The sequence below is a fragment of the Kitasatospora sp. Xyl93 genome (assembly GCF_055383135.1).
The window spans coordinates 4,781,342-4,805,176 of record NZ_AP029185.1 but is presented as its reverse complement, the minus strand read 5'-3'; the positions used below and the strand labels follow the sequence as shown (position 1 = coordinate 4,805,176).

At 73.7% G+C, this 23,835-nt stretch carries 19 protein-coding genes and 1 tRNA gene; 4 read left to right on the top strand and 16 right to left on the bottom strand.

Annotated elements, in window-relative coordinates:
- Positions 1–161: 161 nt before the first annotated feature.
- Positions 162–764, top strand: coding sequence for a TetR/AcrR family transcriptional regulator (locus tag ACZ5GH_RS21565; protein WP_387749538.1), 603 nt, complete (start codon positions 162–164; stop codon positions 762–764).
- 56 nt (positions 765–820) lie between these two features.
- On the opposite strand, the gene ACZ5GH_RS21560 is transcribed toward ACZ5GH_RS21565, so the two are convergent.
- Positions 821–1,636 carry a methyltransferase domain-containing protein gene (locus tag ACZ5GH_RS21560; RefSeq protein WP_387749535.1) on the bottom strand — a complete coding sequence of 272 codons (816 nt, stop codon included), beginning with the start codon at positions 1,634–1,636 and terminating at the stop codon, positions 821–823.
- Between the two features lie 111 nt (positions 1,637–1,747).
- On the opposite strand from ACZ5GH_RS21560, the gene ACZ5GH_RS21555 reads away from it, so the two are divergent.
- Positions 1,748–2,245 carry a MarR family winged helix-turn-helix transcriptional regulator gene (locus tag ACZ5GH_RS21555; RefSeq protein WP_387749532.1) on the top strand — a complete coding sequence of 166 codons (498 nt, stop codon included), beginning with the start codon at positions 1,748–1,750 and terminating at the stop codon, positions 2,243–2,245.
- Positions 2,246–2,308: 63 nt separating this feature from the next.
- Here ACZ5GH_RS21555 and ACZ5GH_RS21550 read toward each other — a convergent pair whose 3' ends face one another.
- From ACZ5GH_RS21550 to ACZ5GH_RS21515, 8 genes are all read right to left on the bottom strand, one after another.
- Entirely contained in the window at positions 2,309–3,346 is a 1,038-nt protein-coding gene (locus ACZ5GH_RS21550) for a LuxR C-terminal-related transcriptional regulator (RefSeq protein ID WP_464335050.1), read from the bottom strand.
- Between the two features lie 380 nt (positions 3,347–3,726).
- Positions 3,727–4,689: a UDP-glucose 4-epimerase GalE gene (galE, locus tag ACZ5GH_RS21545; protein ID WP_464335049.1), complete on the bottom strand. Its 963-nt coding sequence runs from the start codon at positions 4,687–4,689 to the stop codon at positions 3,727–3,729.
- A 141-nt stretch (positions 4,690–4,830) separates the two neighbouring features.
- Complete coding sequence (locus tag ACZ5GH_RS21540) at positions 4,831–5,499, bottom strand: LuxR C-terminal-related transcriptional regulator (RefSeq protein WP_387749525.1); 669 nt, start codon at positions 5,497–5,499, stop codon at positions 4,831–4,833.
- A 170-nt stretch (positions 5,500–5,669) separates the two neighbouring features.
- Positions 5,670–5,745 (bottom strand) — tRNA-Thr (locus ACZ5GH_RS21535).
- A 151-nt stretch (positions 5,746–5,896) separates the two neighbouring features.
- Positions 5,897–7,243 (bottom strand): MFS transporter, encoded by a 1,347-nt coding sequence (locus ACZ5GH_RS21530; RefSeq protein ID WP_387749522.1) that lies wholly within the window; start codon positions 7,241–7,243, stop codon positions 5,897–5,899.
- Between the two features lie 149 nt (positions 7,244–7,392).
- Positions 7,393–8,808: a type VII secretion-associated serine protease mycosin gene (gene mycP, locus ACZ5GH_RS21525; protein ID WP_464335048.1), complete on the bottom strand. Its 1,416-nt coding sequence runs from the start codon at positions 8,806–8,808 to the stop codon at positions 7,393–7,395.
- Positions 8,809–8,900: 92 nt separating this feature from the next.
- Positions 8,901–10,457, bottom strand: coding sequence for a WXG100 family type VII secretion target (locus ACZ5GH_RS21520; RefSeq protein ID WP_464335047.1), 1,557 nt, complete (start codon positions 10,455–10,457; stop codon positions 8,901–8,903).
- A gap of 94 nt (positions 10,458–10,551) precedes the next feature.
- The gene (locus ACZ5GH_RS21515; RefSeq protein WP_387749512.1) at positions 10,552–11,034 is read right to left on the bottom strand and encodes a hypothetical protein; all 483 of its coding nucleotides are present in this window, start codon (positions 11,032–11,034) and stop codon (positions 10,552–10,554) included.
- A 544-nt stretch (positions 11,035–11,578) separates the two neighbouring features.
- Between ACZ5GH_RS21515 and ACZ5GH_RS21510 the strand changes: the two genes are divergently transcribed.
- Positions 11,579–13,630, top strand: a complete 2,052-nt coding sequence (locus ACZ5GH_RS21510) for an FUSC family protein (protein WP_464335046.1) — start codon at positions 11,579–11,581, stop codon at positions 13,628–13,630.
- A gap of 66 nt (positions 13,631–13,696) precedes the next feature.
- Here the strand turns inward: ACZ5GH_RS21510 and ACZ5GH_RS21505 are convergent, their stop codons facing one another.
- The 7 genes from ACZ5GH_RS21505 to rsmI all read right to left on the bottom strand — a co-directional run bounded on the left by ACZ5GH_RS21505 (position 13,697) and on the right by rsmI (position 21,856).
- Entirely contained in the window at positions 13,697–15,553 is a 1,857-nt protein-coding gene (locus ACZ5GH_RS21505) for an ABC-F family ATP-binding cassette domain-containing protein (protein ID WP_464335045.1), read from the bottom strand.
- 279 nt (positions 15,554–15,832) lie between these two features.
- On the bottom strand, positions 15,833–16,750 hold the full coding sequence (locus ACZ5GH_RS21500) for a 4-(cytidine 5'-diphospho)-2-C-methyl-D-erythritol kinase (protein WP_464335044.1): 918 nt from the start codon (positions 16,748–16,750) through the stop codon (positions 15,833–15,835).
- Entirely contained in the window at positions 16,747–17,667 is a 921-nt protein-coding gene (gene rsmA / locus ACZ5GH_RS21495) for a 16S rRNA (adenine(1518)-N(6)/adenine(1519)-N(6))-dimethyltransferase RsmA (RefSeq protein WP_464335043.1), read from the bottom strand. The genes ACZ5GH_RS21500 and rsmA overlap by 4 nt, the downstream gene beginning before the upstream one ends.
- 69 nt (positions 17,668–17,736) lie before the next feature.
- Positions 17,737–18,615, bottom strand: a complete 879-nt coding sequence (locus ACZ5GH_RS21490) for a TatD family hydrolase (RefSeq protein ID WP_401113743.1) — start codon at positions 18,613–18,615, stop codon at positions 17,737–17,739.
- A 1-nt stretch (position 18,616) separates the two neighbouring features.
- Positions 18,617–20,239, bottom strand: coding sequence for a methionine--tRNA ligase (metG, locus tag ACZ5GH_RS21485; RefSeq protein ID WP_464335042.1), 1,623 nt, complete (start codon positions 20,237–20,239; stop codon positions 18,617–18,619).
- Between the two features lie 86 nt (positions 20,240–20,325).
- Positions 20,326–20,751: a hypothetical protein gene (locus tag ACZ5GH_RS21480; protein ID WP_464335041.1), complete on the bottom strand. Its 426-nt coding sequence runs from the start codon at positions 20,749–20,751 to the stop codon at positions 20,326–20,328.
- A gap of 235 nt (positions 20,752–20,986) precedes the next feature.
- On the bottom strand, positions 20,987–21,856 hold the full coding sequence (gene rsmI / locus ACZ5GH_RS21475; RefSeq protein WP_464335040.1) for a 16S rRNA (cytidine(1402)-2'-O)-methyltransferase: 870 nt from the start codon (positions 21,854–21,856) through the stop codon (positions 20,987–20,989).
- A 106-nt stretch (positions 21,857–21,962) separates the two neighbouring features.
- Between rsmI and ACZ5GH_RS21470 the strand changes: the two genes are divergently transcribed.
- A complete protein-coding gene (locus tag ACZ5GH_RS21470; RefSeq protein WP_464335039.1) occupies positions 21,963–23,744 on the top strand; it encodes a dolichyl-phosphate-mannose--protein mannosyltransferase in 1,782 nt (593 codons plus the stop codon).
- Positions 23,745–23,835: the final 91 nt, after the last annotated feature.

Below are 23,835 nucleotides of genomic sequence, written 5' to 3'. Positions count from 1 at the left end.
CAGGCGGTCACCACAGCACGCGGACGGACGCGGCGCCCGCCACGGCGCCCGCCCGTCCGCGGGCCGCTGCACCGGCAGCCGGCACCGGCGACGCAGGTCCGGACCGGAGTACCGGCGGCGGCCCGGCCCCGGCCCCGCGCCGCCGGGGCGGCCGGGTCCGGATGACCGGCAAGCAGCGGCGCGAGCAGCTGCTGGAGATCGGCCGGACGGTCTTCGCCGAGCGCGGCTACGACGGCACCTCGGTGGAGGAGATCGCCGAGCGCGCCGGGGTGTCGAAGCCCGTGGTGTACGAGCACTTCGGCGGCAAGGAGGGGCTGTACGCGGTGGTCGTCGACCGCGAGATGCAGCTGCTGCTGGACATGGTGACCGGGGCGCTGACCGGCGGGCACTCGCGCGAGCTGCTGGAGCAGGCCGCCTTCGCGCTGATGGACTACATCGACACCTCGACGGACGGCTTCCGGATCCTGGTCCGGGACTCGCCGGTGGCCCAGTCGACCGGCACCTTCGCGTCGCTGATCAGCGACATCGCCACGCAGGTCGAGGACATCCTGGGCCTGGAGTTCAAGTCCCGCGGCTTCGACGCCCGGCTGGCCCCGATGTACTCGCAGATGCTGGTCGGGATGGTCGCGCTGACCGGGCAGTGGTGGCTGGAGGTCCGCAAGCCGGACAAGGCGACGGTGGCGGCGCACCTGGTGAACCTCGCCTGGCACGGGCTGGAGGGCCTGGAGCGGCACCCGAAGCTGGTCGGCGACCGCACGGGCTGACCGGCCGGGGCTGCTCGGCCCGGCCCATCGGGAGCCGCCCGATCGGCCCGGCCGGCTCAGCCCGACTGCCTGGTCCCCGCCGACCGCCTGGTCCCCACCGCGAAGATCCGACGGAACGGGAACACCGTCCCGTGCGGCCCGGCCGGGTAGGCCTCGCGCAGCAGCCGCCCGTACTCGGCGAGGAAGTCGGCCCGGTCGGCCGGGTCGGTGAGCCGGGTGAGGACCGGGCGCAGCGCGGTGCCCTTGACCCACTCCAGGACCGGGTCCGGCCCCGGCAGCAGGGTCAGGTAGGTGGTCTCCCAGACGTCCGGGAGGCAGCCGGCGGCGGCCAGGGCGTCGAGGTAGCGCTCGGGCGGGTGGACGCCGGCCCGGACGCCGTCTCCGCCGAGCGCGTCCCGCCAGCGGGCGCTGCCGCGCAGGTCGGCGAGCAGGGTGTGGCTGGGGGCGTCGAAGTTGCCCGGCACCTGGAAGGCGAGCACCCCGCCGGGTTCGAGGGCGTCCGCCCAGCGCGGCAGCAGCGCCAGGTGCCCGTCCACCCACTGGAGGGTGGCGTTGGAGACGATCAGGTCGGGCCGGGCCGGCGCCGGGTCGTAGTCGCGGGCGTCGGCGAGCAGGTACTCGGCGTCGGGTTCGCCCTCGGTGCGGGCGGTGGCCAGCATCGGGGCGGAGTTGTCGACGCCGGTGAGGCGGGCCCGCGGCCAGCGCTCGCGCAGCACGGCGGTGGAGTTGCCGGGGCCGCAGCCGATGTCCAGGACCACTTCGGCGCCGGGGTGCGGGAGGGCGGGGACGCGGGCGAGCAGGTCGCGCAGCGGGCGGGTGCGTTCGTCGGCGAAGCGCAGGTACTGCGCCGGGTCCCAGACGGGGGTGGTCATGGTTCACCTCGCAGCTATCTCGACATCAAGATATCTCCCGGTAGCCTCGCTGGCACATTTCTCGATGTCAAGAGACTTCACATCGACACATCCACCGATACACTGATCGTCATGGAGGACGAGGTCGACAGGCTGGTCGCAGCGTGGCGCCGGGAGCGCCCCGACCTCGACGTGGAGCCGCTGGAGGTGCTCAGCCGGGTCAGCCGGCTCGCCCGGCACCTCGACCGCGCCCGCCGCGCCGCCTTCGCCGAGCACGGCCTGGAGCCGTGGGAGTTCGACGTCCTGACCGCCCTTCGGCGGGCCGGCTCCCCGTACCAGCTCTCCCCCGGCCAGCTGCTCACCCAGACCCTGGTCACCTCCGGCACCATGACCAACCGGATCGACCGGCTCACCGGCAAGGGCCTGGTCAAGCGCCTGCCCGACCCGGACGACCGGCGCGGCGTGCTGGTCCGGCTCACCGACGACGGCCGCGACCGCGCCGACCAGGCGCTCGCCGGGCTGCTCGCGCACGAGCGCGAACTGCTCGCCCAGCTCACCTCCGGCCAGCAGACCGAACTCGCCGCGCTGCTGCGGCTGCTGGTCGCCCCGTTCGACAACATCCCGGGCTGACGACGGTCCCGGACTGACGAAAGCCCCGGACTGACGACTGCCCCTGGGCCGGCGACCCCGTCCTCAGGGACGGTCGACGGTGCCGACCGCCGAGGGCGGCGGGGGCACGGCGGGCTCGGCGGGGCTGACCCCGGCCCGGCGGGCGACCGCGACGGCCGCCAGCGTGGAGTGCACCCCGAGCTTGCCCAGCACGTTCTGCATGTGCGTCCGGACGGTGTGCGGCGACAGGTAGAGCCGCTCCGCGACGGCCTGCCGGCCGAGGCCCGCGACCATGCAGCGCAGGATCTGCTTCTCCCGCGGGGTCAGGGTGTCCACCAGCCGCTCGCTCTCGGTGCGGTCCCGCCGGGCGGTGGTGAGCTCACGGATCACCCCGGTGAGCAGCGCGGGCGGCAGGTGGGTCTCGTCCCGCAGCACTCCCCGGACCACCGCGAGCAGCCGGGCCAGCGAACTCTCCTTGGCCACCCAGCCGGTGGCGCCCGCGTGCAGGGCGCGGGCCGCGCGGTGCGGGTCGTCGGCGGCGGCCAGGACGACGGCGCGCAGCCCCGGGTGGGCGCGGCGGAGCCGGGCCAGCAGGGTGATGCCGTCGGGCGGCGGGGCGGCGGGTCTGAACTGGTCGCCGCGCAGCGGGTCCGCCGCGGACCGGGCGCCGGGCGGCAGCCCGCCCGTCGGCGGGACCGGCACCCCCGCCGGTACGGCCGGGCGGCGCGGCTGCGGCACCGGCGGGGCGGCGCGGCCGCGCCGGGCCTCCTCGGGGGGCTCCGCACCGGGCCGGCGGCGGGCGTGCGGAGCGGCCGCTCCGGAGCCACCGGGTAACCCGGCCGTACCGGCCGTTCCGATCACTCCGGCTGCCCCGGCCGCTCCGATCGTTCCGGCCGCGCCGAGAGCTCCTGCCGCGCCGGACGCCTCGACGCCGAGGTCGGCGTCGATCAGCGCCACGTCGTAGGCCCGGCCCTCGCCGGCCGCCCGTTCCAAGGCCCGCTCGGCGGCGGCGGCACTGCCGGCCGCCCCCACCTCCACGTCCGGCTCGGCGGCCAGCGCCGCGGCCAGTGCCTCGGCGAAGATCCGGTGGTCGTCGACCACCAGGACGCGAATCCGCCCCATCGTCCCTCCCCCTGCTCACACCGCCCGAGCCCGGGGACGGGGACCGGCCCGGCGTCCGCGTTCCGGACCAGCCGTTCCGCCCGCCCACCGGTGGCCGATGAGGCCGAACGGGCGCCGGCCCCCACCGGTACCGCACTCAGCCTACGGGGCGGCAAACGCGCTCGTGGCGATTCGGTGAAGTTTCGCCAGGAGGCCTGCTGCCGACCGGACTTGAACCGTCGAGCGGCCGCCGAGGGGCGCCGTTCCCGGGATCCCCGGGGGCGGCGCCCGCGGCGGCAGGGGCCGCTCATGCTCCAACCGGCCTGCGCCGAAGGGCCGTTGCTCAACGGCGGCCGCTCCGGGGGCGTCGCTCACCGCGCCGTCGCTCACCGCACCGTCGCTCACTGGCCGTTCTTCGCCAGGGTGAACTTCCAGGCGTCGGCGACGATCTCGTCCAGGTCGGCGCGGCGCGGAGTCCAGCCCAGCACCTCGTGGGCGCGGGCGGCCGAGGCCACCAGCACCGCGGGGTCGCCGGCCCGGCGGCCTTCGACCCGCACCGGGATCTCCCGGCCCGTGACGCGCTTGACCGCCTCGATCACCTCGTGCACCGAGAAGCCGCTGCCGTTGCCCAGGTTGCAGATCAGGTGCTCGCCCGGCTGGGCCGCGTCCAGCGCCAGCAGGTGCGCCTCGGCCAGGTCGGCGACGTGGATGTAGTCGCGGATGCAGGTGCCGTCCGGCGTCGGGTAGTCGTCGCCGTACACCGCGATGTGCGGGCGCTGCCCCAGAGCGGCCTGGAAGACCAGCGGGATCAGGTGCGACTCGGGGTCGTGCCGCTCGCCGTACGCACCGTACGCGCCCGCCACGTTGAAGTAGCGCAGCGAGACGGCGGCCAGGCCGTGCGCGACGGCCTCACCGGTGATCAGGTGGTCCACCGCGAGCTTGGTGGCGCCGTAGGTGTTGGTCGGCGCGGTGCGGGCGGTCTCGGCGATCGGCACGGCCTCCGGCTCGCCGTAGGTCGCGGCGGTGGAGGAGAACACCAGCTTGCGCACGCCGGCCGCGCGCATCGCGCTGATCAGCTCCAGCGAGCCGGCCACGTTGTTGCGCCAGTACTTCTCCGGGTCCGCGACCGACTCGCCGACCTGCGAGGAGGCGGCGAAGTGCAGCACGCCGTCGAAGGAGCCGTCCAGCACCTTGTCGGCCTCCTGGATCCGGCCCTCGACGAACTCGGCACCGGCCGGGACGCCCTCGCGGAAGCCGGTGGAGAGATCGTCCAGGACGGTCACCTGGTGCCCCGCCTCCAGCAGGTGGGCGGCGACCACACCGCCGACGTAGCCGGCGCCACCCGTGACCAGGTACTTACTCATGTTGCGACCTCCAGCGAACGACGGTCCGCCCGGGCGGGCGGAAGCCGTCGACGGAATGCGTACGACCGGGGTCATTCTCCCAATCCCACCGGGGTCCTCCGCACCACCCGGACGGCGGCTTCCGGCCTTCCCGCCGACTCCTCAGCCGCCGGCCATCCGTTCCAGCAGGCCGGTGCGGGCCGCCACCGCGGCCGCCTCCAGCCGGGTCCGCGCGCCGAGCTTCATCAGCACCCGCTGGACGTGCGTCCGGGCGGTGCTGGCGGCGATCCGCATCCCCGCGGCGATCGCCGCGGTGTCCTCACCGTCCGCGATCCGGGCCAGCACCTGCACCTCACGGCGGGTCAGCAACCGCAGCAGCCGGACGGCCTCGTCGTCGGGTTCGGCCACCGGGCGCAGCAGTTGGTCGAAGGCGCCGCGCAGGACGTCCACCGCGACCGCGGCCTCGCCCGCGCGCGCCCGTCCGATGGCCCGCTCGACCACCTCGATCCGCTCGTCGCTGGGCACGTACCCGGCCGCTCCGGCCGCGAACGCCCCCGCCACCCCGCGCAGTTCACCCACCGGGCCGAGCACGATCACCGCCACCTCGGGGCGTTCCCGGCGGATCCGGCGCAGCCCCTCGAAGGCACCCGACTCCCCCGGCGCGGCCACTCCCAGCAGACACACCTCGGGCCGCCGTCCGACCACCAGGTCGGCGGCGACACCGGCCGGGGAACCGACCGCGAGCACCCGGTGGCCGCGCAGCTGCAGTGCGGTGGCCAGCGCCTCCGCCAACAGCCGGTGGTCGTCCACCACCACGAGTCGAACACCCATGACGCCCTCCCGGTCGGGGTTCGGCTCGTGCCCGCACCCCTCGGGCGGGCGGCCGATGACGCACCATCACAGCGCATTCCGTACCCGACCCGCTAGGCCGTGGCGTGTCGGCGGTGCGGAACCGGCCGGAGAACGCGAAAGACCCCCGCCGTGAGGCGGGGGTCTTCCAGTGGAGCCCCCATGCGGAATCGAACCGCAGACCTTCTCCTTACCATGGAGACGCTCTACCGACTGAGCTATAGGGGCTTGCTCGCTTGCCCGGTGTTTCTCCGAGCCGCTCGAACAAGGAAGACATTACACGGCCCCGGGCCCGGAAGGGAAATCGGCCTCCGCTCCGCCCCGCGCCGGCGCTCCCGGCCCCCGCGGGGCGGCTCGGCCACCTCCGTACGCCGCACCGCTACGCCGCCGGATCCGCCCCCCACCTGGGCATCCGGCGGCAGCCGCCGTCCGGCGAACCGTCCACCGCCCCGAGCTCCGCGCCGGTGTTCTCCGGCAGCAGCCGCAGGCACCCCAGGGCCAGCACCCCCAGCGCCGCCAGGTACCAGCCCACCGGCTGCGCCGTCCCGTACGCCCCGGTCAGCCGGGTCGCCACCAGCGGCGTCGTCGCCCCGCCGACCACCCCGCCCAGGTTGTACGTCAGCGCCGCGCCCGTGTAGCGCACCCGGGTCGGGAACAGCTCCGGCAGGAACGCCGCCAGCGGCCCGAACATGCCGCCCAGCACCACCATCGCTCCCGCCAGCCCGACGAACATCAGCGGCCGGCTCACCGTCTCCAGCAGCGGGAACAGCACCAGCGACCAGACCGCGGCCAGGCCCGTCGCCCACCGCAGGGTCCGCCGCCGCCCCCAGCGGTCACTGCGCGAGGCGCTCAGCCACACCGTCGCCGCCATCCCCACCGCGCCGACCAGCAGCATCGACAGCACCAGCGTGCTCGCCACCCCGAGCCCGGCCGTCGCGTACGCCAGCGCGTACGTCGTGGTCAGGTAGAACAGCGCGTACCCCACGGTGATCGCCCCGCCCCCCGCCAGCACCGGGCGCCAGTGCCCGCGCAGCACCTCCAGCACCGGCAGCCGCTCCCGCCGCTCCTCCGCCCGGAACAGCGGCGACTCCTCGAGCCGCAGGCGCACGAACAGTCCCACCGCGACCATGACCAACGAGGCCAGGAACGGCACCCGCCAACCCCACGCACGGAACGCCCCTTCGTCCAGGCCGAGTTGCAGCGCCAGGAACACCCCGTTCGCCAGCGCGAACCCGATCGTCGGCCCCAGCTGCAGAAACCCCCCGTACCGCCCCCGCCGCCCGGCCGGGGCGTTCTCCGCGATCAGCAGCGCCGCTCCGCCCCACTCCCCGCCCAACCCGACGCCCTGACACACCCGCAGCACCACCAGCACCCCCGGCGCCCACCACCCCCACACCGCGAACCCCGGCAGCAGCCCCACCGCCGCCGTCGCCAGCCCCATCAGCAGCAGCGACACCACCAGCGTCGTCCTGCGCCCCACCCGGTCCCCGAAGTGCCCGAACACCACCGCCCCCACCGGGCGGGCCAGGAACGCCACCGCGTACACCGAGAACGCCGCCAACAGCGCCCCCACGGTGCCCAGCCCGGGAAAGAACACCGGCCCGAACACCAACGCGGCCGCCGTCCCGTAAAGGAAGAAGTCGTAGAACTCGATCGCCGTCCCGATCAGCGCCGCGGCCGCCGCCCGCCGCACCTGCCCGACCCGCCAAGCACCCTCCGCATCCATACCGCCAACCCTCACGACCCCCACCCGGCCCCGACCAGCCCCCACCCGAGTGACCGCGGCGCACACCCGCCACCCCACGCCCCCGACACGCGCGAGGGCGCCAGGTCCCCCTGGCGCCCTCGCATGCGTCGACCACGTCGCGTCCGCGACTACCTCGCGTACGGATTGTCCTCCGGCGGCACGGGCGGCACCGGCGGCTGGAACGACGGCGGGGGCGGGGGCACCGTCCCCGCCGGCTGTTGCGTCGGCAGAGGCGGCACCTGGGCCGCCACCGCAGCCTGCGGCTGCGCGGCAGGCTTCCGTCGGCGCCGCATCACGGCGACCACCACGCCGGCCACCAGCACCAGCCCGACCACCACACCCGCCACAACCGGCAGCGTGCTGCCCGAACCCGACGACTTCTCCGCCTGGGGCTGCGCCGTCGGCGCGCCAACGGCCACATCGGTGGCGCTCCCAACCGGACTCGGCACCGCCGACACCGGGGCGGACGCGCTCGCCGAAGGCGACGGGGCCGCAGACGGCACAGCCACGTCGGCCGGCAGCGGCGACACGTTCGCAGGACCGGGGTCCCCCGGTTCCGTCAAGGCAATACGCGGCCGCACCGCACCGTAACCGATGAGGTCGTTGCGGCCAGCGCCGTCATTCGCCTTCCCAGCGGTATTGAGGAGTACCCGCAGGACCTGATTCGCCGTCCAATCCGGATGCAACGACCACACCAAAGCCGCCGAGGCGGAAACCAAGGCGGTCGCATCCGACGTGCCATGACTCTTGCAGTACCCGGTCGGACCCGTGCAGGCCTCGATCATGTCCACACCGGGAGCGACAAGAGCAACCTGCGGTCCACGCTCGGATTCAGCGGTGACCGTACCGTTCCGATCCGAGGATCCCACTCCGACAACATTGGGCAGGGCTCCCGGGTATTCGACGACATTCCCCTTGTCGCCGGAGTTTCCGACACTGGAGACCACCAGCGAGCCCTTTCCCCGGGCCCATGCCAAGATCCTGTTCAGCTTCTCCACATCAGCCGGAGAAGTCGTGACGGCGGCGGTTCCCTGCGAAATGTTGATGACCTTGGCGCCCTGCTCGACCGCATACGTCACCGCTTGCCCGATCTGGTCCAGGAAGTCAGCCGAAACCACTGCATGCTCGGATCCATTGGCGATCTTCAAGGGCAGGACCTTGGCGCGGGGCGCAAGGCCGTAAGCTCCCTTGCCGCCATCCGATTTCCCGGTCCCCGCAATGAGGCTGGCCATCTGTGTGCCGTGGCCGTCCGCATAGGATCCGACGCCACCCGGGCTACCACTGAAATCCTTGCCCGGAAGAAACTGGCCGACCAGATCCGGGTGGTCCAGCTTGAAGCCATCGTCGATCACGGCAACAGTGACGTTCTCTCCTTTGGAAATGTTCCACATCTCCGGGGCATGCATGGCGTCCAGATGCCACTGATCGTCACGGATCGGGCCACCGGCGAGCGCGGGTGTTGCGACCGGGCCGACCACGATTCCCGCCGCCAGAAGTGCCGCAGCAGCAGCCCGCCAACGCGCTCGCGCGCTCGTCCGCCCCATCACAACTCCTCGTCAATCTCTCGTCGACGCGTGCCCCGAACAGGACTGCCCGGCCACTGGGGATGCCCAGTGGCCGGGCAGTCGTTGCCGTCCTACTCAATCACGTCCGGGTTGCTGTGCGGCGTACCGCTGGTCCAGGTCTCGTCGTCCTCGTGCAGATAGTCGGCCCGCTTGCGGCGGTCGCGCTCGTTGCGGCCGCCGTGGCCCGCCGCTCCGGGGGCCATCATGCCGTTCTGCCTGGACTGGGCGCCGCCCTCGCCGGCTCCCGCCGCGCGGTTGCGCAGACCGGTACCGCCGGGCGTGAACTCCCCGCCGGCGGTCGGTCCCTTGCGACCGCCGACCGTCCCGCCGGTGGTCGAGGACAGGCCCCGGCCACGTGAGCCGCCGCCGGCGCCGACCGCACCACCGTGGGCGCCACCCATACCCGGGTGCATGCCGCCCATGCCGGGCCCACCGGTCCGGCCTCCGCCCGGCCCCGCCTCGCGGTTGCCGAAGACCGTCCCACTGGGAAGACCCGGGGTGCCGCTCTTCGCCTGCCCCGGAGTGCCGCTGAACGGCGTCGTGCGCGGCTGGACCTGGCCGCCGCCCTTGTTCGGGAGGGTTCCGCCGCCCGGTCCGACCGGGAAGCTCATGGACGGACCGTTGTTGGGGAGGCCGGGTCCGCCACCCGGGCCGGTCGGCCCGGTCGGGTAGCCGGGAAGGCCGGTCGGCCCGTCCGTCGGCAGCTGGCCGCCGCCGGGGCCGTACGGACCGGTCTGGGTCGGCAGGGTGGGCAGGCTGTTGATGTCGGTGCCGGGACGGTTGACCGGATCCGACGGGTAGGACGGCGGGATCGAGGCCCCCGGGTCCTGCGGCGCGGGCGGCAGCTGGCCTCCGCCGGTGTGCGGCGGGGGCGTGGTGCGGCCCGGCCCGGACGGGCTGGAGCCACCCGAGCCCGGGTCACGGGGTAGGACCGTCCCGCCGCCGTAGCTTCCGCCGCCGGACGGGCTGGAACCGCCGCCGCTTCCACCACTCAACCGCGGCGAGCGAACCGACCCTCCAGAACCGCCCGTGCTCCCGGAACCTCCGCCCTGGTAGTCCGAGGAGTCGTTCCGGTTGTTCGCACCAGGCGTCCCCGGCAGCACCACGTCCGAGGGAATCCCGTTCAGCGTGGTCGTCGCCGCGTTGTACGCCTGCGCCAGCTTCTCCATCTGGAGAACGGCTTCCTGGTGCTCCTTCTCGACCTTCGCCTTGGCCTGGCTGTATTCCGCCGCGGTCACCCAGTTGGGGTTGACCGACTTCATGTACTGGTCGGCGGTCTGGCCGACGGCGAGCTGGGGGATGCTGAGCAGGTTCGACTGGCTGTTGTGCTTGTTGACCGTCTGGATCTCCGTCTGCGGAGGCTCCGGCACGGCGACCTTGGCGGTGCTGAGCGCCTCGCCGGCCTGGTGCATCGCGTTGCCCGCGGTCGTGGCGTGCTCGCCGATGATCTGCGCCGACTGCTGCAGGTTGTTCACCCAGGTCTTGAAGCTCTCGGCAGCCGGACCTTCCCAGGTCACGTTGCCGACATGCGACTTGAGCGCCGTGCTCAGTTCCTTCAGCACCCGGCCGGCCGACTGCAGCTGGGTGCCGCGGCTGAGGACCGTCGCCGGGTCCGTGCTGGACACCATCTTCCTCAGATGGGCGTGTTCCAAGCTTTCGAAGTTCGTGCTGGCTGACACTACTTGCTCCCCGTCTCCCCGTAGAACTCTCCCCAGGCGGCCATCAGTACCTGCCGTCGCCCGACCCCGGCGCCGGCGTGGTGACACCCGCGTTCTTCGCGACGGAGTTCTGCGCGGCCGTCGTGTGGTCCTCGTTGGTCACGTAGTTGCTCGCGGTCTGCGAGACCGCCGTCTGCATCGCCTGGATCTGCGCCGCGAAGTCCTTGTGCAGCTGGACGAGCTGGCCGTGGACCTTCTCGTAGGCGGTGGTCAGGGCCGTCGCCTCCGCGAACTCCTCGCTCGCGAAGCTCTTGCTCGTCAGCTTCTGCTGCTGGAGCTGGTACGGCGCGGCCGCCGACCCCTCCATCGCGGCGAGCAGCGCTTCGACCTTCCCGGCGAACGTCCTGAGCGTGTCGAGCTCGATCTGGACGTTCTGCTTGCCGAAGGCCGACACCAGGTCACTGGCGCTGCCGTTCGTCTGAATGGTGCTGACGATGGGCGCGATGTTGATCCCGCCCAGCGGCCACGGAAGCTTCTGCTCCAGCATGTACGGAGCCGTGTCGCCGGCGCCCGGGTCGGTGCCCGACGGGCTGGGCGCCGGGCTGGACGACGGGTTGGACGACGGACTGGGTGCGGGACTCGCCGAAGGGCTGGGCGAGGGGTTCGCCGACGGACTCGGCGAAGGGCTCGGCGAAGGAGTCGCCGTCGGCGACGGACTGGGCGACGGACTCGCCGAAGGAGTCGGCGTCCCCGAACTAGTTGCATTGCCTGCCACAGCAGTTCACCTCTCCCCCGTACGGCCGGTTCGCGCCCGGGCGTCCCGGGCGGCCCCCGCCGCAACACACCGTCAACTTCTGGGTCGTACCGTCCTGGTCGGTGCACCGTCCGCCCTGTGGACGGTTTCCGCCTCAGTCATCGTAGCCACCACCTCTGTCGGCCCGGCAGGGCCCTTGGCCCGCCCGTACGCGATCGGTACGAACTTGACACGTACGAGCCGCCGGGCCCGCCCTGGGTAGACTGGCCCGGTACGCCCCATCTGCCGCGCAATGTCGCACAGCAGCGACCCCAGGCCGCAGAACGGACGTGACCGCGTGAGCTCCCTCGACGCCTCCCCCTCCCCCTGGTGGGCCCGTGCCGTGCGGCCGGCGCGGCCGCCGGTGCCGGTGGCGCTGATGGTGCGGGCGGCGGTGGGCATGGCGGTGCCGTTGGCGGTGGGGCTGCTGGTGCACCGGCTGGACCTGGGGGTGTTCGCCGGGCTCGGGGCGATGCACGCGACGATGAACGACCGGGTGGAGCCGGGCGGGCTGCGGGCCGCCCGGATCGGGACGGCCGTGCTCGCCTCCGCGGTCGGCATGCTGATCGGCACCGCTCTCCAGCACGCCGGTGCGGATGGTCTCGCCCTGGGAGTCGCGCTGACGTCGACCGCCTTCGTCTCGGGCGCGCTGAGTGCGACCGGCCCGCGCGGTTCGGCGGCCGGGATGCTGCTGTCGGTGTCGGCGGCGCTGGGCAGTGGGATGCCGCTGCCGCAGCCGTGGTGGGCGGCGGCGCCGATGCTGCTGGCCGGGGCCGCGTTCGTGGTGCTGCTGGGGCTGCCGGCGGGTGCGCCGAGCCGGCCCGCCGCGGATCCGCGCAACCGGGCGCTGGCGGCCGCGTACGACGCGCTCGGCCGTACGCTCGCCGATCTGGGCGGTCCCCGGGCCGCCGCCTCGCGCCAGGTGCTGACGGCCCGTCTGAACCAGCTCCAGGACCTCCTCGGCACGACGCACCGGACGCCCCGGAACCGCCGGAGCCGTCGAACCCGCCAGGACCGCCGCGACCGCCAGAGCCGACACGACCGCCGCGCCCGGATGTACGAGGCCGCCCTCGCCGCCACCGAGGCGGCGACCGGCCTGCTCTGGGCCCGCCGCCCCGTCCCGCCGGAGGTGGCCGAGGTGCCGAACCGGCTGGCGGCCGCCGTACGGCAGGGCGGCGGCGAGGTCGCCGTCCCCGACTGGCGGCCCGACACCCCCTCCCGGCAGGCCCTGGACGTGGCCCTGCGCGCCGCCGCCGACACCGTGGCCGGCCGGGACTCCCGGCTCGGCACCGCCCCCGCGCCGCCGCCGGACCCGTGGCGGCTTCGGGCGCGGCTGCTGTCCCGGGGGTCGGTCCGGTACGGACTGCGGGTCGCGCTGTGCATCGCGGTCGGCTCGGCGGTCACCGCCAACTTCCCGCTCAGCAAGAGCTACTGGGTGCCGATGACGATCGCCTTCGTGCTCAAGCCGGACCTCGGCTCGGTGTTCCTGCGTGCGGTGAGCCGGTCGGTCGGCACGGTGCTCGGAGTGGTCGTCACCGCGGCGCTGCTCCTGGCCACCACCGACGAGTGGGCGCTGACCGCGATGGCCGCCGGCTGCGTGGCCCTGCTCCCGTACGCCACGGCGGCGCACTACGGGCTGAACACCGTGGTGATGACGCCGATGGCGCTGGTCCTGCTGCAGCTCGGCGGGCAGAGCAGCGCCGCCGAGTTCTGGCCCCGGGTCCTGGACACCGTGCTGGCCAGCGGGATCGTCCTGCTCTTCGGGTACCTGCTGTGGCCGGAGCGTCCCCGCCACCGGATCGAGCCCGAGCTGGTCGAGGCGGCGACGGCGCTACGGGCCTACCTGGACGCCGTCGCCGAGGACACCGCCGCCGAGAACGCCGTCGCCGAGAACGCCGCCGCCGAGGACACCGACACCGCCACCCGGCCCGGCAACGCCCAGGTGTGGCTGCGCCGCACGGCCTACCGGTCACTGGCGGACGCCCGCCAGGAGGTGCGGCAGGGACTGTCCGAGCCACCGCCCACCGGCCGGCTGGCCGAGCGGTGGCTGCCGGCGACGGCGGCGTTGGAACGGCTGGGCGGCGCGGTGGCGGCCTTCGCCGCGCAGATCCGCTACGGCGGCCGGGTACCGGACCCGGCCGAGGTCGACCGGGTCCGGCGCGCGCTGGACGAACTGACCGCCGCCGCCCGGGCACACCGCCCACCGACCGCCCCTGCGGTCCCGGCCGCCCCGGCTGCCGCGGCACACCGGGCGGCCGGTCCGACCACGCCCCACGACCCGACGCGCAGCGCGCTGGCCCGGGCAGCGGAGGAGCTCGAAACGCTCCTCGGCACCCGGCCCGACGGGTGACCGGGCTCAGACCTGCTCAGAGCTGTTCAGCGCCGCTCAGATCTGTTCAGCGCCGCTCAGACCTGTTCAGACCTGCTCGGCCAGCTCCAGCCAGCTCATCTCCAGCTCCTCCTTCTCGTCCCGGACCGCCCGCAGCTGCGTGTCCAGTTCGGCGACCTTGGAGAAGTCGGCGGCGTGCTCGGCGAGTTGGGCGTGCAGCTTGGACTCCTTCTCGTCCAGCTTGGCGATCTGCCGCTCCAGCTTCTGCATCTCCTTCTTCGCCGCCCGCAGGTCCCCGCCGGACAGCGCCGGAGCAGCACCCGCGTCGGCCGAGGCACCGGACCCGCCCGCGGAACCCGCAGCACCCCCAGAACCCGCACCCGCAGCGGGCACCGCCGCGGCCGCGGCGGCCATCCGGGCCCGGCGCTCCAGGTACTCGTCCACGCCGTTCGGCAGCATCCGCATCCGCTTGTCGCCCAGCAGCGCCTGGACGGTGTCCGTGGTGCGCTCGATGAAGAAGCGGTCGTGGCTGATGACGATCATCGAGCCGGGCCAGCCGTCGAGCAGGTCCTCCAGCTGGTTGAGCGTCTCGATGTCCAGGTCGTTGGTGGGCTCGTCCAGGAACAGCACGTTGGGCTCGTCCATCAGCAGCCGCAGCAGCTGGAGCCGGCGCCGCTCGCCACCGGACAGGTCGCCGACCGGCGTCCACTGCTTGTCCTTGCCGAAGCCGAACTGCTCGCACAGCTGGCCGGCGCTCATCTCCCGGCCCTTGCCGAGGTCGACCCGCGAGCGGACCTGCTCGACGGCTTGGAGCACCCGGGTCGCCGGGTCCAGCTCGGCGACCTCCTGCGACAGGTAGGCCAGCCGCACGGTCTTGCCGACCTTGATGACGCCGGACGCCGGCTGGACGTCGCCCTCGCTCGCGTACGCGTCGCGCAGCGCGCGCAGCAGCGAGGTCTTGCCGGCGCCGTTGACGCCGAGCAGGCCGATCCGGTCGCCGGGGCCGAGCTGCCAGGTGACGTTCTCCAGCAGCAGCTTCGGGCCGGCCTTGACGGTCACGCCCTCCAGGTCGAAGACCGTCTTCCCGAGCCGCGCGTTGGCGAACTTCATCAGCTCGGACTTGTCTCGCGGATCCGGCACGTCCGCGATCAGGGCGTTGGCGGCCTCGATCCGGTAGCGCGGCTTGGAGGTGCGGGCGGGGGCGCCGCGGCGCAGCCAGGCGAGCTCCTTGCGGGCCATGTTCTGGCGCTTCTGCTCCTCGACGGCCTCGATCCGGGAGCGTTCGGCGCGGGCGAAGACGTAGTCGGAGTAGCCGCCCTCGTACTCGTGCACCTCGCCGTTCTGGACGTCCCACATCCGGGTGCAGACCTGGTCGAGGAACCAGCGGTCGTGGGTGACGCAGACCAGCGCGGAGCGGCGCTTCTGGAGGTGCTGGGCGAGCCAGTTGATGCCCTCGACGTCGAGGTGGTTGGTGGGCTCGTCGAGGACGATCAGGTCGGGCGAGCCGAGCAGCAGCTTGGCGAGGGCGATCCGGCGGCGCTCGCCGCCGGAGAGCGGGCCGATGACGGTGTCCAGGCCGTCGGCGAAGCCGGGCAGGTCGAGGCCGCCGAAGAGGCCCTCGATGATGTCGCGGATGCGGGCGTCGCCGAGCCACTCGTGGTCGGCCCGGTCGGCGATCACCTCGTGCCGGATGGTGGCCGTCGGGTCGAGCGAGTCGTGCTGGGTGAGGACGGCCATCTGCAGCCCGCCGGAGTGGGTGATCCGGCCGCCGTCGGGTTCCTCCAGCTTGGCGAGCATCCGGATGAGGGTGGTCTTGCCGTCGCCGTTGCGGCCGACGACGCCGATCCGGTCGCCCTCGCTGACGCCCAGGCTGACCCCGTCCAGCAGGGCGCGGGTGCCGTAGACCTTCGTGACGGACTCGATGGTGGCGAGGTTGACGGCCACGTGTGCTGCGCTCCTGGGTTCGGCGGTCGCGGGGCGGCCCGCCGCTCGGCGGTCGGGCACCCCTCTCGGGACACCCCGATCTCTCCAGCCTAATGGGCCCGCCGGATCGGCTTCACCGCGTTGGCTGGGCGACGGACGCGGTGGACCCGCCCGACCCGTCGGCCGACGACGGACGCGGTGGACCCGGCACCACCCCGCCAGCCGACGACGGACGCGGTGACCCCGCGCCACCCCGCCAGCCGACGACGGACGCGGTGACCCCGCACCACCCCGTCAACGTCAACCGACGACCGACGCCCCCGGCACCGGCCCGTGGGTGGCGTGCGCGGTCCGGCAGGTGCCGGAGGCCCGCAGCGCGTCGGCCACCGCGGCGGCGGCCTCGGCGTCCTTGACCAGGAAGGCGCAGGTCGGCCCGGAGCCGGAGACCAGCGCCCCGAGCGCGCCCGCCTCGGTGCCGGCCCGCAGGGTGGCGGCGAGCGCGGGGCGCAGCGAGAGCGCGGCGGGCTGGAGGTCGTTGGCGAGCGCGGTGGCCAGGGCGACGGCGTCGCCCTCGGCGAGGGCGGCGAGCAGGGCCGGGTCGGCGTCGGGGGTGGGGACGTCGGCGGCGCCGGAGCCGGTGCCGGCCTCCTCGCGCAGCCGGTCGCACTCGCGGAACACGGCGGGGGTGGACAGGCCGCCCTCGGCGACCGCGAAGACCCAGTGGAAGGTGCCCTCGACGGCCAGCGGCTCCAGGATCTCGCCCCGGCCGCGGCCCAGCGCCACGCCGCCGAGCAGGGCGAACGGCACGTCGGAGCCGAGTTCGGCGGCCAGGTCGAGCAGCACCGGCAGCGGGGTGTCCAGCTGCCAGAGCGCGTCGCAGGCGACCAGGGCCGCCGCGCCGTCGGCGCTGCCGCCGGCCATCCCGCCGGCCACCGGGATGGCCTTGGCGATGTGCAGGTGCACGCCGGGGTCGGCGATGCCGTGGTGGGCGGCGAGCAGCCGGGCGGCGCGGGCGGCGAGGTTGCCGTCGTCCAGCGGGACGACGGCGGCGTCCGGGCCGGTGCAGCTCAGCGTCACGTCCTCACCCGGGGTGGCGGTGACCTCGTCACCGAGGGCGACGGCGAAGAAGACGTTGGCCAGGTCGTGGAAGCCGTCGGCGCGCAGCCCGCCGACCCCCAGCTGGACGTTGACCTTGGCCGGTACCCGTACGGTGATCACTCGCTGTCCTTACCGGGGTCCTTCGCGGGCTTGTGTTCGGCGATCGCGGCGAACTGCTCCACCGTCAGCATCTCGCCGCGCAGCTTGTGGTCGATGCCGGCCGCGGCGAGCGCCTGCTCGGCCCCGGCGGCGGAGCCGGCCCAGCCGGCCAGTGCGGCGCGCAGGGTCTTGCGCCGCTGGGCGAACGCGGCGTCGACGACCGCGAACACCTCCTCGCGGCTGGCGCTGGTCCTCGGCGGCTCGCGGCGGATCAGCGAGACCAGCCCGGAGTCGACGTTGGGGGCGGGCCAGAACACGTTCCGCCCGATGGCGCCGGCCCGCTTCACGTCGGCGTACCAGTTGGCCTTGACCGACGGGACGCCGTACACCTTGTTGCCCGGCTTGGCGGCGAGCCGGTCGGCTACCTCGCTCTGCACCATCACCAGGGTCCGGTCGATGCTGGGGAAGGTCGCCAGCATGTGCAGCAGGACGGGCACCGCGACGTTGTACGGGAGGTTGGCGACCAGCGCGGTGGGCGCCGGCCCGGGCAGCTCGGTGACCTCCATCGCGTCGCTGAACACCAGGTCGAAGGCGCCCGCCCTGCCGGGCATCCGGGCCGCGACGGTGTCCGGCAGGTGCCGGGCCAGCACCGGGTCGATCTCGACCGCGGTGACGTGCCGCGCCACCTCCAGCAGCGCCAGCGTGAGCGAGCCGAGCCCGGGCCCGACCTCCACCACCGCGTCCTGCTCCGTCACGTCGGCGGCCCGGACGATCCGCCGCACGGTGTTGCCGTCGATGACGAAGTTCTGCCCGCGCTGCTTGGTCGGCTTCACGCCGAACGCGGCGGCCAGCTCCCGGATGTCGGCGCTGCCCAGCAAGGGGGTCCCCCCGGCCGGAGGCTGGGGGCGGCTGTCAGGGGTGGGGTCGGTGGTGCTCACGCGCCAAGGATACGGGCGCGGGGGCCGCCGTCCGGACGCGCCGATCCGGACGGGGCCCCGACCTCGTGCTCAGTACCCGAAGGCGCGCGCGGTGTTCTCCGCGACGGCCGCCGACAGCTCGTCCTCGTGCAGCCCCAGCGTCGCCGCCATCGAGCGCACCGTGACCGGGATCAGGTACGGGGCGTTGGGGCGGCCGCGGTAGGGGTGCGGGGTGAGGAACGGGGCGTCGGTCTCGACCAGGATCCGGTCCAGCGGGGTGGCGAGCAGGGCGTCGCGCAGCGGCTGGTTGGCCTTGAAGGTGACCGGGCCGGCGAAGGAGAGGTACCAGCCGTGCTCGGCGCAGGTCTTGGCCATGTCGGCGTCGCCGGAGTAGCAGTGGAAGACCGTCCGCTCCGGGGCGCCCTCCGCCAGCAGCAGGGCGATGACGTCGTCGTGGGCGTCCCGGTCGTGGATGACCAGGGCCTTGCCGTGCCGCTTGGCCATCTCGATGTGGCGGCGGAACGACTCCTTCTGGATCTCCACGCCCTCCGGGCCGGTGCGGAAGTAGTCCAGGCCGGTCTCGCCGACCGCCAGCACCTGCGGCAGGGCGGCGAGCCGGTCGATCTCGGCGAGCGCCTCGTCCAGCGCGGCGGCGCCGCCGGCCTTCCGCTGCTGCCCGGACCAGCCGTCCGCGTCGCCGAGGAAGATCCGCGGCGCCTCGTTCGGGTGCAGGGCGACGGCCGCGTGCACCTGCTCGTACTGCGCCGCCAGTTCGGCGGCCCAGCGCGAGCCGGGCACGTCGCAGCCCACCTGGACCACCGTGGTGACCCCGACCGAGGCGGCCTTGGCCAGGCCCTCGGCCGGGGTGCCGGACTGCATGTCGAGGTGGGTGTGCGAGTCGGCCACCGCCACCGCCAGGGGTTCCGGCAGCGGCGGCGGGGTCGACCGGGCGTCGTCCTTGGCGGCCATGTCAGGCGGCCGGCTTCTCTTCGAGGCGCGGGAAGAGGATCTCGCCCTTGGTGACGGTGGCACCGGCGGGCAGCCGGCCCCAGTCGGCGGCGGTGGCGACGGTCTGCGCGCAGAGCGCGCCCAGGCCGGCGGCCTCGGCGCCCAGCGAGGTCCACAGCTTCTCGGCGGTGGACGGCATCACCGGGTTGAGCAGGACGGCGGTGGCGCGCAGCGCCTCGGCGGCGGTGTAGAGGATGGTCGCGAGACGGGCCCGGCCCTCCTCGGAGTCGTCCTTGGCGACCTTCCACGGCTCCTGCTCGGTGAGGTAGCCGTTGACCTGCTTGACGAACTCGAAGATCGCCGCGAGGCCGCCGGCGAAGTCCAGCTCCTCGCCGATCTTCCGGTCGGCCGTGTCGACGGCCCTGGCGAGCCCGTCGGCGATCGCCTGCTCGGCCCCGCCGTGCGCGGCCGCGGCCGGCAGCGCCCCGTCGAAGTACTTGCCGACCATCGCGGCGACCCGGGAGGCCAGGTTGCCGAAGTCGTTGGCCAGCTCGGAGGTGTACCGGGCGGTGAAGTCCTCCCAGGAGAACGAGCCGTCGGTGCCGAACGGGATCGCCCGCAGGAAGTAGTAGCGGTACGCGTCCACGCCGAAGTGCGAGGTGAGGTCGGTGGGCGCGATGCCGGTCAGGTTGGACTTGGACATCTTCTCGCCGCCGACCATCAGCCAGCCGTTGGCGACGACCCGCTTGGGCAGCGGCAGCCCGGCGGCCATCAGCATGGCGGGCCAGATGACGGCGTGGAACCGCAGGATGTCCTTGCCGACCAGGTGGACCGAGGCGGGCCACAGCTCGGCGAAGCGCTCCGGGTCGCTGCCGTAGCCGGCCGCGGTGATGTAGTTCTGCAGCGCGTCGACCCACACGTAGAGGACGTGCTTCTCGTCCCAGGGCAGCGGCACGCCCCAGTCGAAGGTGGACCGGGAGATCGAGAGGTCCTTGAGGTCCTGCTCGACGAAGCGCAGCACCTCGTTGCGGGCCGAGGCGGGCTGGATGAAGTCCGGGTTCGCCGCGTAGAACTCCAGCAGCCGCGGGCCGTAGGCGGAGAGGCGGAAGAAGTAGTTCTCCTCCTCCAGCCACTCGACCGGCCGCTTGTGGACGGAGCAGAGCTTCTCGTCCTCGGCCGCGCCGTCGAGCAGCTCGGACGGGAGCTTGAACTCCTCGCAGCCGACGCAGTACGGGCCGGAGTAGCCGCCCTTGTAGATCTCGCCCTTGTCGAACAGGTCCTGGACGAACTCCTGCACCCGGGCGGTGTGCCGCTCCTCGGTGGTGCGGATGAAGTCGTCGTTGGCGATCTCCAGGTGCTCCCAGAGCGGCTTCCAGGCCTCCTCGACCAGCTTGTCGCACCACTCCTGCGGGCTGACGCCGTTCGCCTCGGCCGTCCGCATGATCTTCTGACCGTGCTCGTCGGTGCCGGTCAGGTACCACACCTTCTCGCCGCGCTGGCGGTGCCAGCGGGTGAGGACGTCGCCCGCCACGGTGGTGTACGCGTGGCCCAGGTGGGGGCGATCGTTGACGTAGTAGATCGGGGTGGAAACGTAGTACGCCGGGGCGCTCGCCCCGGTGGTGCTGTGGTCTGCAGTGGCCGCCATGGTCGGAAAGCTTAGTCGGGCGGGCGGGCCGCCCTCGACCGAGTTCTCTCCCGGCCGGGGGCGGTCCCTTCCACGTCGCCCCGGTGTCAGCCCAGCAGCCGCGACCAGAACCGGGCCCAGCGTCCGCGCGGCCGCACGGGCTCGGCCACCGGGGTCGCCCCGGCCGGCTCGGCGTGCGCCGGGTAGCCGGGGGCGTGGTGCCGCGGCTGGTCCGCGGAGGCCACCCGGCCCTCGCGCATGATCCGTACGGTGTGGCCGCCGCATCCCGGGCAGGTCGGCTTGAGCAGCGGGGACGGCACCCGGACGCCGTTGGCGTGGTACTCGAACACGACGTGCCCGTCCTTGGCCACGTGGTGCTCGATGTCGTACGCCTGCTCCCAGCCGTACCCGCAGCGCAGGCACGCGAAGGAGTAGGCCTCCCGTACGGTCTCGACGGGAGTGTGCGGCCGGCCGGCCAGACCGGCGGTGCTCAGTGCGCTGCCACTGCGGGGGCTACCGACAACATCACTCATGGCCGTCTCCCAGCGCCCGCCGGACGCTCGTCCGGCTGGGTCTTTCCGTTCCAGGAAATGCCCGGACCGCCCCGGCCGACGCCCCACTTGTGAAGACTTGGATGCGGGTTGGGGAGCCCTATACGCAGGGCCCTCCCAGGACCGGAAACCGCGACCGAAACTTCAGCTCAGCGGGTGTTTACCGAGGCCTTCTCTCCACGGTACGACTCCCCGTGGGCAACGCAACCCCCGGGATTCACGGCTTCCCCGGGCGCCCCTCCAGGCCTTCCCGCTTGGCCGCCACGACCGCGTCGAAGACCTCGCGCTTGGGCAGCGAGAGTTCCACGGCGACGGCCGCGATGGCCTCCTTGCGCCGCTCCCCGGCCTCCTCCCGGAGGGCCACCAGCCGGGCCAGCTCGGCCGGGGTCAGCTCCTGGGGCGCGGCCGGCGGGGCGCCGGCGACCACGACGGTGATCTCGCCCTTGACGCCGTCGGCCGCCCAGACCGCCAGCTCGCCGATCGGTCCGCGCCTGACCTCCTCGTAGGTCTTGGTGAGTTCGCGGCAGACGGCGGCCGGCCGCTCCGGCCCGAACGCCTCGGCCATCGCCGTCAGCGCCTCGGCGATCCGGTGGGGCGCCTCGAAGAAGACCATGGTGCGCGGCTCGGCGGCGATCGAGGCGAGCTGCCGGGCCCGGTCGCCGCTCTTGCGCGGCAGGAAGCCCTCGAAGGTGAAGCGGTCGACCGGCAGGCCGGACAGCGCGAGCGCGGTGAGCACCGCCGAGGGCCCGGGCACCGCGGTGACCTTGACGTCGGCGGCCACGGCGGCGGCGACCAGCCGGTAGCCGGGGTCGGAGACCGAGGGCATGCCGGCGTCGGTGACCAGCAGCACCCGGGCGCCGCCGAGCAGCGCCTCGACCAGTTCGGGGGTGCGGCCGGCCTCGTTGCCCTCGAAGTAGGAGACCACCCGCCCGGCCGGGGTCACCCCCAGCGCCTGGGTGAGCCGGCGCAGCCGCCGGGTGTCCTCGGCGGCGATCACGTCCGCCGTCGCCAGTTCGTGGACCAGCCGGGGCGGGGCGTCCGAGACGTCGCCGATGGGGGTGCCTGCGAGAACGAGTACTCCTGTCACGGTCCCCATCCTCGCAGCTGTGGAGCGCCCGGGGTTTTTGGTGACGATTCGGTCAGCTTCCGAGGGAGCGGACACGCGTACGAAGAGCGCCCCTACGATGTGGCGGATGAACGGCGACACGGCGGCGCAGACGCCCACTGGTACGGACCACTCCGCGTACGGCGGCGTCGGCCTGCCGTCCCCCCGCTCACCGCAGGCCGGACCCGCCGGCTGGCGCGGACGCCTGGCCCGGTACGGCTACGCCGCCCGCCCCACGGCGACGCTCACCGAGCGCCTGGCGCCGCCGATGCCGGACGGCCCCCGGGTGACGCCCCGGGACGTGCCGCAGTCGCCGCTGCTGTTGCGGCTGGGCGTCTCGCTGCCGCAGGGCCTGTGGTCCTTCCTCTGCCGGTGGGCCGGCTGGCTGGGCCCGGTCGCGGTGGCGGTCTTCGCCGGCCTGCTGCGGTTCACCGGCCTCGGGCAGCCGCACGCGATCATCTTCGACGAGACGTACTACGCCAAGGACGCCTACGCGCTCTGGCACGGCGGCTACGAGATCAGCTGGCCGGAGGACGCCAACGCGACGATCATGACGCCGGGCGCGGCCGTCCCGTACCGGCCGACGCCCTCGTACGTGGTGCACCCGCCGGTGGGCAAGTGGATCATCGGCGCGGGCGAGCAGCTGTTCGGCATGAACCCGTTCGGCTGGCGGTTCGCGGTGGCCCTGCTCGGCACCCTGTCGGTGCTGATGCTGGCCCGGATCGCCCGCCGGATGTTCCGCTCCACCCTGCTGGGCTGCGTGGCGGGCCTGCTGCTGTCGGTGGACGGCCTGCACCTGGTGCTCAGCCGGGCCGCCCTGCTCGACCTGGTGGTGATGTTCTGGACCCTCGCCGCCTTCGGCTTCCTGCTGCTGGACCGCGACCGCACCCGGGCCCTGCTGGCCCGGCGGCTGGGCGGGGTCGAGGACCCGCGGCTCGCCCAGCGGCTGAACCTGGGCTGGCGCCCGTACCGGATCGCGGCCGGCGTCTGCGTCGGCCTGACCTGCGCCACCAAGTGGAGCGGCCTGTACGTCGCGGCGGCCTTCGGGCTGATGACCGTGCTCTGGGACGTCGGCGCCCGCCGCCTGGCCGGCGCCCCGCACCCGCTCCGGGCGGCGCTCGCCCGGGACGTGGTGCCGGCCTTCGTCTCGGTCGTGGTGGTCCCGGTCGGCGTCTACATCGCGTCCTGGTGGGGCTGGTTCGCCAGCAGCACCGCCCCCGGCCAGGGCGGCTGGGGCCGGGACTGGGCGGTCGGCCGTTCCACCGACTTCCCGTGGATACCCGAGGCCCTGCGCTCCCTGTGGCACTACCACTCGACGGTCTACGACTTCCACGTCGGCCTGAGCGACCCGCACACCTACCAGTCCAACCCGTGGTCCTGGCTGGTGCTGGGCCGGCCGGTGTCCTTCTACTACGAGTCCCCCAAGTACGGCCAGGCCGGCTGCACCGCCGCGGACTGCGCCCGCGAGGTGCTGGGCATCGGCACCCCGCTGCTGTGGTGGACGGCCGTCGCGGCGCTGGCCTACTGCCTGTGGCGCTGGGCGGCCCGGCGGGACTGGCGGGCCGGCGCCCTGCTCTGCGGCCTGGCCGCCGGCTACCTGCCCTGGTTCGCCTACCAGCAGCGGACGATCTTCCTCTTCTACGCGGTGGTCTTCGTCCCGTTCCTGGTGCTCGCGGTGACGATGCTGGTCGGCGCCCTGATCGGCCCGGCCGGCGCCTCCCGGGACCGCCGGATCATCGGCTCGGCGGCGGCCGGGCTGCTGGTCCTGCTGATCGTCTGGAACTTCCTCTTCTTCTACCCGCTCTTCACCGGGCAGACCATCCCGCTGGAGGACTGGCGCCGCCGGATGTGGTTCAACACCTGGATCTGACCGTCCGCCGGGTCCGCACCGCGTTCCCGCGAACCGTCCGTACGCGGTGCACACCACGTACCAGATCCGTCACAAGTCCGGGGCGATTCGC

What these genes read in the sequence shown, in the direction of transcription:
- ACZ5GH_RS21565 (WP_387749538.1), top strand. Translation starts at nt 162, where the DNA reads ATGACCGGCAAGCAGCGGCGCGAGCAGCTGCTGGAGATCGGCCGGACG.
- ACZ5GH_RS21560 (WP_387749535.1), bottom strand. Translation starts at nt 1,636, where the DNA reads ATGACCACCCCCGTCTGGGACCCGGCGCAGTACCTGCGCTTCGCCGAC.
- ACZ5GH_RS21555 (WP_387749532.1), top strand. Translation starts at nt 1,748, where the DNA reads ATGGAGGACGAGGTCGACAGGCTGGTCGCAGCGTGGCGCCGGGAGCGC.
- ACZ5GH_RS21550 (WP_464335050.1), bottom strand. Translation starts at nt 3,346, where the DNA reads ATGGGGCGGATTCGCGTCCTGGTGGTCGACGACCACCGGATCTTCGCC.
- galE (WP_464335049.1), bottom strand. Translation starts at nt 4,689, where the DNA reads ATGAGTAAGTACCTGGTCACGGGTGGCGCCGGCTACGTCGGCGGTGTG.
- ACZ5GH_RS21540 (WP_387749525.1), bottom strand. Translation starts at nt 5,499, where the DNA reads ATGGGTGTTCGACTCGTGGTGGTGGACGACCACCGGCTGTTGGCGGAG.
- ACZ5GH_RS21530 (WP_387749522.1), bottom strand. Translation starts at nt 7,243, where the DNA reads ATGGATGCGGAGGGTGCTTGGCGGGTCGGGCAGGTGCGGCGGGCGGCG.
- mycP (WP_464335048.1), bottom strand. Translation starts at nt 8,808, where the DNA reads ATGGGGCGGACGAGCGCGCGAGCGCGTTGGCGGGCTGCTGCTGCGGCA.
- ACZ5GH_RS21520 (WP_464335047.1), bottom strand. Translation starts at nt 10,457, where the DNA reads ATGGTGTCCAGCACGGACCCGGCGACGGTCCTCAGCCGCGGCACCCAG.
- ACZ5GH_RS21515 (WP_387749512.1), bottom strand. Translation starts at nt 11,034, where the DNA reads ATGCTGGAGCAGAAGCTTCCGTGGCCGCTGGGCGGGATCAACATCGCG.
- ACZ5GH_RS21490 (WP_401113743.1), bottom strand. Translation starts at nt 18,615, where the DNA reads ATGGCCGCCAAGGACGACGCCCGGTCGACCCCGCCGCCGCTGCCGGAA.
- metG (WP_464335042.1), bottom strand. Translation starts at nt 20,239, where the DNA reads ATGGCGGCCACTGCAGACCACAGCACCACCGGGGCGAGCGCCCCGGCG.
- ACZ5GH_RS21480 (WP_464335041.1), bottom strand. Translation starts at nt 20,751, where the DNA reads ATGAGTGATGTTGTCGGTAGCCCCCGCAGTGGCAGCGCACTGAGCACC.
- ACZ5GH_RS21470 (WP_464335039.1), top strand. Translation starts at nt 21,963, where the DNA reads ATGAACGGCGACACGGCGGCGCAGACGCCCACTGGTACGGACCACTCC.